We start from the raw sequence: 13,107 nt of genomic DNA, 5'->3' as shown, positions 1-13,107 counted from the left end.
ATGAAGGAGGCAGCACATGAATCGATTGGATATCCCGCTCCTTGTTCAGAAGCAGCGGGAGTTTTTTTTATCAGGTGAAACCAAGGCCTATTCATTTCGCCGGTCGCAATTAGAGCAACTACTTCATTTACTATTGGAGAATGAAGAGGAAATTCTGCACGCACTTCATGCAGATCTTGGTAAGTCACCATTTGAAGCTTATGCAACGGAGTATGGGTTCACCATGTCGGAACTACGTTTTACGTTGAAGCATTTGAAGAAATGGATGAAGCCAACTCATGTTCGTTCACCACTGGTGCTGTTTGGTTCGAGGAGTCGAATCGAGCATCACCCATATGGCGTTGCTTTGATTATTGCGCCTTGGAATTATCCATTGCAATTAGCACTTGCCCCATTAATTGGAGCCATTGCTGCAGGGAACTGCGCCATCATCAAGCCTTCAGAGTTGGCTCCCCATACATCTCAGCTCCTTGGAGAGTTAATCAATCAGCATTTTCCAGCGGAGTATCTCCATGTGGTAGAGGGGGAGGTGGAGGTGGCACAAGCTCTTCTCCGTGAATCATTTGATTATCTCTTCTTCACAGGCAGTATCCCTGTAGGGAAAATTGTGATGGAAGCGGCAGCTCATCATCTGACACCAGTTACCTTAGAGTTAGGTGGGAAAAGTCCTTGCATTGTCTGTCAGGATGCTGATCTACAAAAGGCTGCGCGCCGAATTGTATGGGGTAAATTTTTGAATGCTGGTCAAACCTGTGTAGCTCCTGACTATTTATTAGTCGATACTAGGATAAAGGAAGCCTTAATAGCAGAAATCGGGAAGGTATTAAGAGAATTCTATGGCGAAGAACCGCTCAAGAGTGAAGATTATCCGAAGATTATCCATGATCGTCACTTTCAACGACTGCTTTCGTTCTGCGAGGATGGCCGCATTCGTTATGGCGGTACATGGGATCCAGCGGGGCTAAAGCTTGCGCCTACGATTATGGATGAAGTGGGTTGGGAAGCTCCAATTATGCAGGAGGAGATTTTCGGTCCTATTCTACCTGTACTTACCTATGACCAGCTTGATGAGGTGATTGGTAAGCTCCAACGATTGGACAAACCCTTGGCTCTCTATCTTTTTACGAATGATCAAGCTGTGGAAAGGAAGATGCTTCAGAATATACCATCTGGTGGTGTAGCCATCAATGATACAGTGATGCATCTCTCTTCCCCTTACTTACCCTTTGGGGGAGTTGGATCTAGTGGTTTGGGGGATTATCATGGATACTATTCCTTTTTGACCTTTTCGCAACGGCGTAGTGTGCTGAAGCAGACCAACCGCTTCGATCTTTCCTTAAAGTATCCCCCTTATTCAACGCAGAAATATGCTTGGCTACGTCGACTATTTAAATAATCACTACACTACCTTGATTTGATAGTTCAAAAGACCTATCATTATGCTAATGAGTTATTTGCTTTTTTCAAGGTGGTGCAGGTTCAATTGTTTGGATCCTTTCAGATCAACCGTTCAACACTTCAAACTAGACTTATTATTGCAGTGACACTCTTACTACTTCTGACAACCTTCTTAAGCTTTATTCCTACGGTTATCGTGATCAAGCATCAACGAACGGAGGAGGCATTAACTAATTTAGAGCAGGTGGTTAGCTATCAGAAGCAGCTGATAGATCGCTGGATCACCGAACGGGAGTATGACCTCACATATTTGGTAAGTAGTTTACATGAACCTCAAAATAATCAGCAGTTTGTGGACGTGCTCACTACCTTTACTAAGTCACATCCCGATTTTCTTGGTATGGCCATCGCTGATCCCCAGGGACAGATCATCTTTAGCACAGGTAATCCCATTGAAGGGGAGGTAACGAAGCGCTCATTTTTCCAACAAGCCTTGTATGGTGAGACTTGCATCAGTGATCTTTTTTATACCCGTACAAGCATGAAATACACCATTGTGATTGCAACACCGATACGGGATCATGAAGGAAAAATTAGTAATGTGCTATTAGGATTCGTGAACCATTCTGCCTTGCGGGAACTTATGCAGGCATTTAAACTAGGTGAAACAGGCCAGACTTATTTGATGAATAATGAAGGATACCTTCTTACAGAACCAGCGTATACATATGAGAAAAGAGAGGCTGAAGGTAGTAGTAGCTCTTCGTTCTTATCTTCCCAAACTGGGAAGGAGCATCCACTCTTTATTAAGGCCAAACAGGGAGAAAAATATGGACCCTCTTATGATAATGATTGGGGAAGAGAGGTATATGGTGATTACCTCTGGACGAATCATGGTAACTGGCTCATTATTGCAGAGATGGATCGGGATGAAATTTTGGAGCCATATTATCACTACCGTATGATTACCCTCTCTGTGGTTGCCACCGTATTATTTTTAGCCTTTCTCTATGTCCTATATTTATCGAAGCAGATTCAAGCACCCCTTCAATCCTTGCTGGAAGGGACGAAAAAAATCGAAGCAGGGGAATATGGCTATCAAATTAAAGCAGAGGGAATACGGCGTAGTACGAAGGAGTTGGTTCATCTCGCCAGCATCTTTAATGAAATGTCCTTAAGGGTGGCTGATAACGTTCAATTATTACGGGAACGTGAGAATAAATTAGAGCTGCTCTCCAATACGGACGAACTAACTTGTGTGGCTAATCGTCGCTATTTTAATGAACGTTATGAGCTGATGTGGAACTTTGCAACACGAATGCAACATCCGTTCTCATTACTCATGGTGGATATTGATTTCTTTAAGAACTACAATGATACCTATGGCCATCTCGCAGGTGATCAGGCGATTCATTTGGTAGCCCATGCACTTCAGCATAGTGTGAAACGTACAACAGACTTTGTGGCTCGTTATGGTGGAGAGGAATTTGTCATCCTCTTACCTAATACGGATGAAGCAGGTGCGATGCAGGTAGGTGAAGAGCTTCGCCATCAAGTGGAACTGCTTCAATTGGAGCACTCCTCCTCCAGTGTCGCTTCACACGTCACAATCAGCATAGGGGTAGCGACTGTAGTTCCCCAGGAAGGGGAGCTAGCCACATACTTGTTGACACTGGCAGATGAGGCGCTTTATCAGGCGAAGCAGGAGGGTAGAAATCGTGTGGTCGCTGCCAAATCACCTCCTGTATTATCATGAATAAGCTTCAGTGGAAAGGAAACGGATAAACAGTGGAAAAAAGTCCGCTCCAAGTTGAAAAGGTGCTGATTGTTGAAGGAAGAACAGATAAGGAACAGGTAGAACGAGTACTGCAGGAGCCTGTTCAGATCATCTGTACACAGGGGAGCTATGATATGGAGCGCCTGGAGGAAGAGATCCTGCCCTTTGAGGGAGCAGAGCTCTATATTCTCGTCGATGCAGATGAGGCGGGCAATAAGCTACGTCAGCAATTGAAACGGGAACTACCGAATGCCAAGCATTTGTATACCAGAAAAATGTATGGAGAGGTAGCATGTACGCCCCTCTCCTATTTGGCCAAAATTCTTGCCGATGCGCATTTTCTTGTGAGATCTGAGCACCTTCAAGGAAATCATGGTTTTAATCGTTCTTAGGTAGGTTATGATGAATCATCCATCGTAGATAGAAGGAGAGAGCGATGAGAGCCATGGCCAACCATTGCTGCGCCTGTAAGCCATAGTAAAGCTGCTGAAATGGTTGGAGCCACGCGATTAACCAGAGGGCAATTCCCAGTGTGAAGAAAATGGGGATGGCCAATTGACCTACCCTTTCTCTCTTCTTGAGTAGGATCCCAATCCCGATACCGGTTGTCATGAGGAAGGTATAGAGATGCAAGGGATGATAGGTATACTCTGGGTTCGTAAGGGAGACCGCCCAAGGTAGCGTACTGGCATATCCGTAGGAAGGAAAGAAGAGTGCCTGTAGCCAAAGAAGCAATAATAGATAAAGGGCAAGGGCATCACTAAAGCTAGCAAAGCGCTCTCCACGGAAACGGGTACGCCATCCAATATAGCCCAGGGTAACGAGACTGGCCACCAAGCTTCCCCAGGCAGACCCTTGCCGCAAGAGCAAATCTGCTGGATCAAGGATGAGTGAAGGCTGACGTAATAACGGACTAAACTTCCAGATGAGTAGAAAGATGAGGAGGGCTTCCATGATCCAGGGGACCCCCTCTTTTTTTAGTGCCTGAGGGCAGCGTCCCCAGCGCTCAGCCACTGCCACTCCAGCAAGGAGGAGAAAGAGGGCCAGGATCACAGTGGCTAGCTGCCCATTCACTAAAGCAGGTCCTAGCTGCCAATGGGTGCTCCAGCCGATCATCGTCCTTCCTCCGCCAATTTCCCGATCCGTTTCGTCAATTCCCCTTCTTGAAGGATGCCTAACCATAGGTCCTGTATGACTCCATTCTTATCAAGAAGCAAGGTTGTAGGTAAGCCATTGATACGATACTGTTTAAAAACGGCCATCTCTGTATCCATGGGAACAGGCATGGTATAGTTGAACATATTCACAAATTCCTGTGCTTGCTCTGGATTAGGATCACTTGTATTCACAGCAAGAATTTCAACGCGATCCTGATACTGTTCATAGGCAGCTTGTATCTCTGGTGCTTCGATTTGACAGGGTTCACACCAAGAGCCCCAGAAGTTGATGACGACAGGTTTTTCAATCTCCCACAAGGTGATCTCTGAACCATCCATGGTGGTGAGGGTAAAATTGGGAGCTTTGAAACCGATTCGGGGTGCAACCTCTACATCAGTCTCCTGTTGCGTCTCTTGATTAAGATTGTTATAGATGGTAATTCCCACGATGGCCACAATCAGTAATGTAAACAAAATTGGCTTTAGTTTCCCCATGATTGAATCTCCTCCTTAAAATCCTTGCCAGCCACCAAAGAGCTTGGTGAAGAAGATGGTGATCTGTGTAAGCTGATTGAAGTAGAGCAAGATTCCCATGATCACCATAATGGCTCCACCAATCTTCATCAACAGGTTGGAATATTTAATGATGGCATGAATTTTACTAATAAAGAAAGTGAGTAAGAAGAACGGAACTGCGAAACCGATAATATAGAGCGTCATATATGTAAGACCAAGGCTGGGCTGATTGATGGTTAGGGTAATGATAATTGCCAAAATGGGACCAATGCAAGGTGTCCAACCAGCGGCGAAGGCGATACCGATCAGGAAGGATCCGAAGAAACCTGCTGGCTTCTTACCCGGGTGGATTCGCTTCTCCTGCATCAACCAGTTGAACTTGATGATACCCATCATAAAGAGTCCCATGAAAACAATGAAGATGGCTCCCAACTGTCGAATCAGATCACGATAGGTATTAAGAACATGGCCGAATACAGTGGCGGATAAGCCTAAGGCGTAGATGATCACTGCAAATCCCAGGAGAAAAAAGAGGGTATGCAGCATGGCTGTCTTCTGAAAACGCCGGGGTTCTTCTTTCATGGCTTGAATAGAGATTCCAGTGATATAGGAAAGATAGGATGGATAGAGGGGGAGTGTACATGGAGAGATAAAAGATAAAAGCCCCGCAAATAACGCAATCCAGATGGTAATCTCTGTACCAGTCATGGGCAAGGATTCCTCCTTTTAACGATTTTTGATACCTCCTAGTGTATCATAAAAGGTGAACTTGACAAGACTAGATGCTTGCGTCGGGGGCAATTGTTGTAGGGGTATTATTCTTTCGGTAATTTTTCTTCGGCATCCCGTTGAATCTCTTCATCGGTTTTTCCAAGACGTTGTGTATTCAAGGACATGCCATAGGGTCCTTCTGGGAACTCTTCATAGCCAATATTCTTGGATATTTCATTAGCGCGTAGCTGTGATAGCTCATCATCACGGAGAGGTTCCTGCTCACGGTCACGATCTTCTCGCTCCATCCTTATCACCTCTTTCATAGGAGTTATCCTTATCCTCTCCGATTTTTGCTAAGCAATACAGTGATGATTATGGAACGAAGTCTTCCCTATTGAAGCTGATCTAATGGGATAAAGGTAGGGATTAAGTTTCCGGAAAACTCCTCGAGAATTAATTGGGCTACATCCTCCTCCTGATAAAGCTGGGCGAAGCGGATGAGTTCCTCGCGATTTTCATCACCAGCGCGAACCGCGATAATATTCACATAAGGAATGGCTGTGGCGCTCTCATGGAAGATGGAATCCTCTGTTGGGCTAAAGCCTGCATCTACGGCGAACCCATTATTAATGATGGATGCAGCTACATCAGGCAAAACCCGTGGCGTCTGTCCTGCAACCAGGGGTGTTATTTTCAAGTTTTTTGGGTTCTCAATAATCCCTTCCAGTCCAGCGGTGCCATTAAAATTAGGACTTAGCTTGATTAATCCAGCCTCTTCCAAGAGGAGCAAGGCTCGATTCATATTACTAACATCATTGGGGATGGCGATCTCCGCTCCCTCTGGAATATCTGCTACATTTTGATAATGATCGGAATAGATCCCCATCGGTGCTAGCACCGTGGTGGCTAAAGGTGTTAGGCTAAGGTGATGTTCACTGGTGAATGATTGGAAATAGGAGTAGGTTTGGAAAGCATTGGCGTCAATATCACCTTCTGCCAGTGCCAAATTGGGTTGGACATAGTCCGAGAAGCGAATGATTTTTACATCGATCCCTTCTTTTTTGACTTTTTCTGCTACATAATCCCAGACTCGTTGATCTGGGCCGCTGATCCCTAACTTGATCTCCTTTGTACCTGTGCTATTCACAGTAGTGGATGTATTGGCGCAAGCACTGGTGATAATGATAAGCAACAGTAAGAGAATGACGAAAGTAAGTTTTTTCATTGAATGATTCCTCCTTTATTGATTGAGTATGGCTAACGTCTACTCATTTGTTTCGCAAGGAGATTTCCTAGTAGTTGAATTCCTTGCACAAGAATGATCAATAGACCTACCGTGATGAACATGGTGACGGTATCATAGCGCTGGTATCCATAGGTGATGGCCAAATCTCCTAAGCCCCCACCACCTACCGCACCTGCCATGGCTGAAGCACCCACGAGACCAATGGTAGCGATGGTTAGGTTTAAGATCAGAGAGCCTAATGCTTCAGGAATGAGAAAACGTAGGACAATTTGAGTGGGTGTGGCGCCCATGGCTTTCGCTGCTTCGATCACACCCGCATTTACTTCAAGGAGAGAATTCTCCACCAGTCGTGCAATATAGGGTCCTGCATAGAAAACCAGGGGTACAATGGTCGCTGCTGTTCCAATGGAGGTTCCTACAATGAAACGTGTAACAGGAATGATGGCAACCAATAGAATGATGAAAGGAATGGAACGAAAAAGATTAATGATGCCATTCAAGGCTGTGAAGAGGGGAATGTTTTCTAATAATCCTCTTTTTCTCGTTAGCGCTAGTAAAATGCCAAGTGGAATTCCTAAGAGTGCTGAGAAAAATAAGGAGAGCCCAACCATGGTTAAGGTTTCAAGTGTTGCTTCAAGCAGATCATTCGTATTAACTAGCATCGGAACTCACCTCCTTGATTTGAACATTGGTTTGATTAATAAAGAGTAAAGCTTGATTTACATCGCCAGGATGTCCCTGCAGCTCTACAATAAGATTACCAAAGGGAATCCCTTGTAGCTCTGTAATATGACCGTGGAGAATATTCACGTCGATGGGAAAGCGCTTGGCCACTTGGGATAGAATGGGCTGTGCCGTGGCTTCACCAACAAATTGAATCTGATAAATGGAACGTTGACCACCTCCCTTCGTAATAAGGTTCAGGATGGTGGAGGGGATGGTGTCATGAATCACCGAGCTCACAAAGTTCTTCGCAGTCCTTGTTTTAGGATGGGAGAAGAGCTCGAATACGGTGCCTGTCTCAATTACCTTTCCTCCCTCGATCACAGCAACGCGCTGACATACATCGCGAATGACTGACATCTCATGGGTGATCAAAAGGATCGTCATGTTATATTCACGATGAATCCTTAGTAGGAGCTGCAGAATGGATTGGGTAGTCTGAGGATCAAGGGCGGAAGTGGCCTCATCGCATAATAGAATGGATGGCTGTGTTGCTAATGCTCTGGCGATTCCCACCCGCTGTTTTTGACCCCCAGAGAGTTGATCAGGATAAAAATCACCTTTATCACCTAAGCCCACGAATTGAAGGAGCTCCTTCACCCGTTCTTTGATCGTCAGAGGTTTTTCACCTGCAAGAATCAAGGGCATGGCCACATTGGTAAAGACGGTTTTCGAATCGAGCAGATTGAAGTGTTGGAACACGATGCCAATCTGTCGCTTCAACAATCTGAGATCACGAGGTGAGAGGGTGGTAATATCCCTTCCCTGTACTAGGACCCGACCGGATGTTGGCGTTTCTAGGAGATTAACACAGCGCAGGAGAGAGCTCTTACCAGCACCACTAAAGCCGATAACACCGAAAATTTCACCTTGCTTAATGGAGAGGTTAATTCCATTAAGCGCCGCAACAGGCCTACCATTTCTTTCATACACCTTGGTCACATTCTGAAATTGAATCATTTTTCTCCTCCTTTTCTTCGTAAAGCTTTTTAGTCATAAAAAAACCTTTTCTTGAGAAACAAGAAAAGGAGTGAATCATCTTCCTCTCTTATCTCCCAAGCATACTGCTTGCTGGAATTGGCACAGTTCTCAAAAAGATGAGTCCGCTGCCGAGGCTTCATAGGGCCAGTCCCTCCACCTCTCTGGATAAGTAATGAAGCATATGAAGTTATAATAAAAAACCTCTTCTTATCAAATAAGAAGAGGTTGACGCCGTGGAAAAAGGCATTCCGCTCTTCTTATCTTCCAAGCCGTAGCTTGTGGGAATTGGCACAGTTCTCAAAAAGATGAGTCTGTTGCCGAGGTTTCACAGGGCCGATCCCTCCACCTCTCTGGATAAGAAGTACAATCCATACAGTTTTTAGAGTAACTTGTGTATAAATTTACTATACTTGATTCAGGATGTCAACCACTTTTATCTTTTAGCTCCCTTTTATTTCTGTCTCCACTTCCCTATAATGAATAATGTCATATCAATTAGGAGTGAGACAACATGGAGTGGACCTATGAAGAGATTGAAGAACGTTGGCAGGAAAAGTGTTGGGTGGATCTACGATCCCCCCTCGAATATGAGGAGGACCATCTTCCAGGTGCCGTCAATCTTCCCATTTTTAATAACCAAGAGCGTGAAGAGATTGGAACCCTATATAAGCAGGTAGGGGAACGAGTCGCAAAGCAACGTGGGCTAGAGATCCTTGCTCCCAAGCTACCAAGCATCATGGATCAACTACGTGAGTGGAGCAGTAAACAACCCACCATTCTCTATTGCTGGCGCGGTGGTATGCGCAGCACCTCCATTTATCAGGTCGCACATTGGATGGGGATTCCCGTTCATCGCTTATTAGGGGGCTACCGTCATTACCGTCAAGTGGTGAACCAGTTCTTAGAAACTTGGGAATATGAAGGCCGTTTTGTCGTACTTCATGGTCACACAGGTGTAGGCAAGACGGTGATTCTTCAGCAATTAGCAACTGAGGGATATCCTGTCCTCGATCTGGAGGGGTTGGCCAACCATAAGGGTTCTATCTTTGGCAATTTAGGAACTAAGGAACAGCAACCATCACAGAAGGCATTTGAAAATCAACTTTACCAAGCGCTTTTGCAGTTACAAAAGCAACCCTTCATCGTAATTGAAGCTGAAAGTAAGCGGATTGGTGATCGTTTCTTACCTGATCACTTCATGGATATACGCCAAAAAGGAATTCAAATCATGCTAGATGCCCCCATTTTTCAACGGGTACAACAGATTAAGCAGGATTATATCGCTTCACCATACTTTGACCAACAAAGTTCCTTAAAGGCACTGAAGCGGATTGCCCCCCGCTTCTCAGGTGAGGTTTACCAAGAGATTTATCAATCCATCGAAACAGAGGAGTATAATGAAGCCATTCAATTACTCATGCTCCATTACTATGATCCTCGTTATGATTTTGGTGATCGCTTAGCAGGGCTGGAGACGGTGTATTCAATTCAAGTCAATGAAGAGACTGCTGAGATGGTTCCATTCTTTACTCAAGAGGTGAAAGCCATCCTTCATCAACATTTTCCCCATTTTCAGCCGATCCGATGAAAGGATAAATCCTCCTCGAAAACACAGGAACTGGTGGGTATAAAGAAATGAGGAAGTTCAAACCCTAACAGTAATCTGTGAAAAGGAGGGAATACCATGCCAATGCAACAGAATCATATGCAGAACCAACATATTATGCAGACACCACCTGATGTGATCACCACCAAGGATCTGCTCTACTTAAAAGATGCCATGAGCTGGGAGCTAGGTGCTGTAAAGAAGATCAATCATTTTGTGCAGGAATGCCAAAATCCAAAGATAAAACAGGTTCTGGAACGAGCTGGTAAATTGCATCAGCGTCATTATAATTTACTTCTTCGTCATTGCCAGAATAATAATCAACAAAACATGCGACAGATTCCCCAAGCTATGATGCAACAGCAGAATCAACAGCAACATCAACAACGTCAATCATAATCCCTTTATAAGGAGGCATCAGGATGACTGGAAATCAAAACAAAACCATTGCAAATCCCAAGCCACCTGGTGAGCCCCAGGTAAAGGGGCCCCAGATGAATGACCGTGATATGGTGAATGATGCATTATCTACAGTTAAGTATTTAACAGATAGTCTAAATGTAATGGCACGGGAAGCAAGCCATGAAGCACTGCATCAGGATATTATGACTTGCTTAGTAGAGACCCATCAGTGTCAGCGCGATCTATTTAACTTAATGTTCCAAGAGGGCTGGTATAAGCTAGAAGCAGAGGATCAGCAGAAGCTGGACCAGGCTTTCCAGCAATTTTCTGGTTACACCTCACAGCTACCGTATCCCATGCAGTAATACACAGTGGTGTACAAAAAATAAAGATGTGAAGCAAACAGGATACCGTTTTTATCACAAAATGGTATCCTTTTGCTTTCTCTAAACTGGATTAAGCTCAAATGGCTTAATAACCGAGATGGCGCTTCAACTCTTCCGTTCCATAGAGGTGGAATTTACGTGGGTCTGCAGATGTGAGATGTAGCTGAGAAACAGGCTGATGCTGATCGTTTAAATAGGTGGTACCATGATTTCCTGCTTGCTTTAGTCTCTCTAGTAATTGTGCCAGGGCATTCACGTATAAGAAGCGTTCTACACCAAACCAGAAGATATAGGGTGTATAAATGTTAGGGACCAGCGATCTGAAGCAGGCTTCCTCATTCATACCAGCCATTCCATAATAGCGATAACGAGGGTCGGGGATCACCGAGAGCAGACGTTGGATCTGCCCTACTGGAGAACGATCTACGATGATGAAATTATAATTACTGGCAATCTGATACTGAAAGGACTCCAATTGATTGATCTCCTGCTCAGAGCCTTCCTCCATACAGTAGATGACTGAAGTCTCCACGGCAATTCCCCGTCGTTGTCGAGCCTCAAGCCTGACCTGATGGATAAGATTACGAAAAGTACGAACAGATTGCTTCGATGTCACGATCTGTGAAGAAAGACTTGTGGTGGAACCAATGCGATACTCCATGAGCGTTGTGGGGGTATAGATAATATCGCAATGCTCGGTGAGACGGAGCCAGTAATCATAATCATCTACTGTATCATAGCGATACGCTCCAACTTGTTCTGCAAAATTAGTTCGATACAGGAAGGCAGCACCGATAAGATTTTGCTCAAGCAGCGATTCCTTAGGTAATTGTTGAACGCGGCGAAACTCTTCTTCCTGTTCTGTGGACCAGGCCATTTGTCCATCTTCATTGATCAAACGGTAATGACCATAGGCAAGTCCCACATGGGAGGGACTCGTCTCCAACAATGAGCGGAGGGTACCAATAAAAGGAGGGTAATGAACATTGTCGCTAGAGACCCAGGTTAGATATTTAATGGAAGGGAACTGATGACAGCGCTTAAACCCGAGGTTGAGTGCATTGGTTAATCCTTGATTTTCTTGGAGCTGTATCACATCAATGCGGGAGTCGTGTTTAGCAGCTTCGTAGATTATATCGATCACATGAGGTTCAGCACCATCAAGGACAATTACTAAGCGAAAGTGTGGATACTCCTGCTGAAGGATGGATTGTAGTGCAGTAGTTAAATATTCAGGACGTTGCCGATAAATAGGCATAACGATCCCTACATCCTGATGGCTCATTGAAAGCCCTCCTTATCTTGTTCCATGATCCAATGCTTAAGCTCTTCAAACATCCTTTCATAGGGTGTTACATAATAATCGAAATCTCCCCTTGTACTGACCAAGGTTAAATCTTCATAGGGTTCAGCCAGTGCTTCAATCTTTACCTGTGTTCGTTGAAAAGTAGCCTGTAAGTTGCAGAGTAGTTCATAGTGAGAGATTTTCCTTCTTCCGCCAAGGTGAATCATCCCCCCCAAAGGTTTATTGAGGAGCCAGCTAATCATTTTTGCCAATTCAAGGGTGGTTACACAATTACCTCGTACATGCTCATGGCCGTAGATGGAACCCTCTTGGGCAAGAAACCATGAGAGTAATCCATGCCCCTGATTTTTACGCTCAGGTCCAATGAATGAAGTACGAATCACCACGTGAAGTGGATGGGAAAACTCTCCTAACGATTTGCTTCTGCCATAGGGACTTGTGTTATTGGGAGTTGCCATCTCATGGTAATCCCCCATAGCACCATCAAAGACAGACGCTGTGCTGATATGGATGAGCCGAAACTGATAATGATCTGCCCATCTTAAGAGGCAATGGGGGAAGAGACTGTTCAAATAGATGGCATATTCCATACTCCAGTTTGGATGTGCTGGGAGTAACTCCAAACAGTTGATCACCACTTCAGGCTGAAGCTCCTGAAACAATTGTTGGAGTAAGGCAGTATTACGTACATCCAGTTGCCGACCCATGGGATGTTGAATGGGCTGGCGGGCTGTATAAGTAAGAGCATGATAGGTGGTACGGGATAGATAAGAGACTAGCATGGAGCCGACTAGCCCTTGACCTCCAAGGATAAGGATTTTCATTCTGCCATCTCCCTTCTCCTCCCTTGTGGGAAAACTATCATTATCTCTACTCTATTCAACTCTGCAGGACT

At 44.8% G+C, this 13,107-nt stretch carries 15 protein-coding genes and 2 riboswitches; of the genes, 6 read left to right on the top strand and 9 right to left on the bottom strand.

The window, feature by feature from the left end; all coding sequences use genetic code 11:
* The first annotated feature begins 16 nt into the window (after positions 1 to 16).
* The 3 genes from BN1691_RS00425 (at position 17) to BN1691_RS00415 (ending at position 3,567) form a co-directional block, all read left to right on the top strand.
* Entirely contained in the window at positions 17 to 1,396 is a 1,380-nt protein-coding gene (locus tag BN1691_RS00425; RefSeq protein WP_048600290.1) for an aldehyde dehydrogenase, read from the top strand.
* Positions 1,397 to 1,483: 87 nt separating this feature from the next.
* The gene (locus BN1691_RS00420; protein WP_048600289.1) at positions 1,484 to 3,154 is read left to right on the top strand and encodes a sensor domain-containing diguanylate cyclase; all 1,671 of its coding nucleotides are present in this window, start codon (positions 1,484 to 1,486) and stop codon (positions 3,152 to 3,154) included.
* Positions 3,155 to 3,186: 32 nt separating this feature from the next.
* The gene (locus BN1691_RS00415; RefSeq protein ID WP_048600288.1) at positions 3,187 to 3,567 is read left to right on the top strand and encodes a toprim domain-containing protein; all 381 of its coding nucleotides are present in this window, start codon (positions 3,187 to 3,189) and stop codon (positions 3,565 to 3,567) included.
* Here the strand turns inward: BN1691_RS00415 and BN1691_RS00410 are convergent.
* The 7 genes from BN1691_RS00410 to BN1691_RS00380 all read right to left on the bottom strand — a co-directional run bounded on the left by BN1691_RS00410 (position 3,554) and on the right by BN1691_RS00380 (position 8,491).
* On the bottom strand, positions 3,554 to 4,291 hold the full coding sequence (locus BN1691_RS00410; protein ID WP_048600287.1) for a hypothetical protein: 738 nt from the start codon (positions 4,289 to 4,291) through the stop codon (positions 3,554 to 3,556). The two genes, BN1691_RS00415 and BN1691_RS00410, sit on opposite strands and share 14 nt — an antisense overlap.
* Entirely contained in the window at positions 4,288 to 4,827 is a 540-nt protein-coding gene (locus BN1691_RS00405) for a TlpA family protein disulfide reductase (RefSeq protein WP_048600286.1), read from the bottom strand. Before BN1691_RS00405 ends, BN1691_RS00410 begins: the two co-directional genes overlap by 4 nt.
* A 15-nt stretch (positions 4,828 to 4,842) precedes the next feature.
* Complete coding sequence (locus BN1691_RS00400; protein ID WP_048600285.1) at positions 4,843 to 5,556, bottom strand: cytochrome c biogenesis CcdA family protein; 714 nt, start codon at positions 5,554 to 5,556, stop codon at positions 4,843 to 4,845.
* A gap of 107 nt (positions 5,557 to 5,663) precedes the next feature.
* Positions 5,664 to 5,867 carry a hypothetical protein gene (locus tag BN1691_RS00395; RefSeq protein ID WP_048600284.1) on the bottom strand — a complete coding sequence of 68 codons (204 nt, stop codon included), beginning with the start codon at positions 5,865 to 5,867 and terminating at the stop codon, positions 5,664 to 5,666.
* 86 nt (positions 5,868 to 5,953) lie between these two features.
* Complete coding sequence (locus BN1691_RS00390; protein WP_048600283.1) at positions 5,954 to 6,787, bottom strand: MetQ/NlpA family ABC transporter substrate-binding protein; 834 nt, start codon at positions 6,785 to 6,787, stop codon at positions 5,954 to 5,956.
* 32 nt (positions 6,788 to 6,819) lie between these two features.
* Positions 6,820 to 7,470 carry a methionine ABC transporter permease gene (locus BN1691_RS00385; RefSeq protein WP_048600282.1) on the bottom strand — a complete coding sequence of 217 codons (651 nt, stop codon included), beginning with the start codon at positions 7,468 to 7,470 and terminating at the stop codon, positions 6,820 to 6,822.
* The gene (locus BN1691_RS00380; protein WP_048600281.1) at positions 7,460 to 8,491 is read right to left on the bottom strand and encodes a methionine ABC transporter ATP-binding protein; all 1,032 of its coding nucleotides are present in this window, start codon (positions 8,489 to 8,491) and stop codon (positions 7,460 to 7,462) included. Before BN1691_RS00380 ends, BN1691_RS00385 begins: the two co-directional genes overlap by 11 nt.
* A gap of 85 nt (positions 8,492 to 8,576) precedes the next feature.
* Positions 8,577 to 8,684, bottom strand: a riboswitch (SAM riboswitch).
* A gap of 82 nt (positions 8,685 to 8,766) precedes the next feature.
* Positions 8,767 to 8,873: riboswitch (SAM riboswitch) on the bottom strand.
* Positions 8,874 to 9,023: 150 nt separating this feature from the next.
* Between BN1691_RS00380 and mnmH the strand changes: the two genes are divergently transcribed.
* The 3 genes from mnmH (at position 9,024) to BN1691_RS00365 (ending at position 10,885) form a co-directional block, all read left to right on the top strand.
* The gene (gene mnmH, locus BN1691_RS00375; protein ID WP_048600280.1) at positions 9,024 to 10,100 is read left to right on the top strand and encodes a tRNA 2-selenouridine(34) synthase MnmH; all 1,077 of its coding nucleotides are present in this window, start codon (positions 9,024 to 9,026) and stop codon (positions 10,098 to 10,100) included.
* Positions 10,101 to 10,196: 96 nt separating this feature from the next.
* Positions 10,197 to 10,517, top strand: a complete 321-nt coding sequence (locus tag BN1691_RS00370) for a hypothetical protein (protein WP_048600279.1) — start codon at positions 10,197 to 10,199, stop codon at positions 10,515 to 10,517.
* A 23-nt stretch (positions 10,518 to 10,540) separates the two neighbouring features.
* Positions 10,541 to 10,885, top strand: coding sequence for a spore coat protein (locus BN1691_RS00365; RefSeq protein ID WP_048600278.1), 345 nt, complete (start codon positions 10,541 to 10,543; stop codon positions 10,883 to 10,885).
* 106 nt (positions 10,886 to 10,991) lie between these two features.
* Here BN1691_RS00365 and BN1691_RS00360 read toward each other — a convergent pair whose 3' ends face one another.
* Positions 10,992 to 12,191: a glycosyltransferase gene (locus BN1691_RS00360; protein WP_048600277.1), complete on the bottom strand. Its 1,200-nt coding sequence runs from the start codon at positions 12,189 to 12,191 to the stop codon at positions 10,992 to 10,994.
* The gene (locus BN1691_RS00355; RefSeq protein WP_048600276.1) at positions 12,188 to 13,036 is read right to left on the bottom strand and encodes a sugar nucleotide-binding protein; all 849 of its coding nucleotides are present in this window, start codon (positions 13,034 to 13,036) and stop codon (positions 12,188 to 12,190) included. The genes BN1691_RS00360 and BN1691_RS00355 overlap by 4 nt, the downstream gene beginning before the upstream one ends.
* Between the last annotated feature and the right edge of the window lie 71 nt (positions 13,037 to 13,107).

The sequence above is a fragment of the Rubeoparvulum massiliense genome (genome assembly GCF_001049895.1).
In the GTDB taxonomy this organism is placed as follows: domain Bacteria; phylum Bacillota; class Bacilli; order Rubeoparvulales; family Rubeoparvulaceae; genus Rubeoparvulum; species Rubeoparvulum massiliense.
This window is presented reverse-complemented; position numbering and strand designations above follow the sequence as displayed.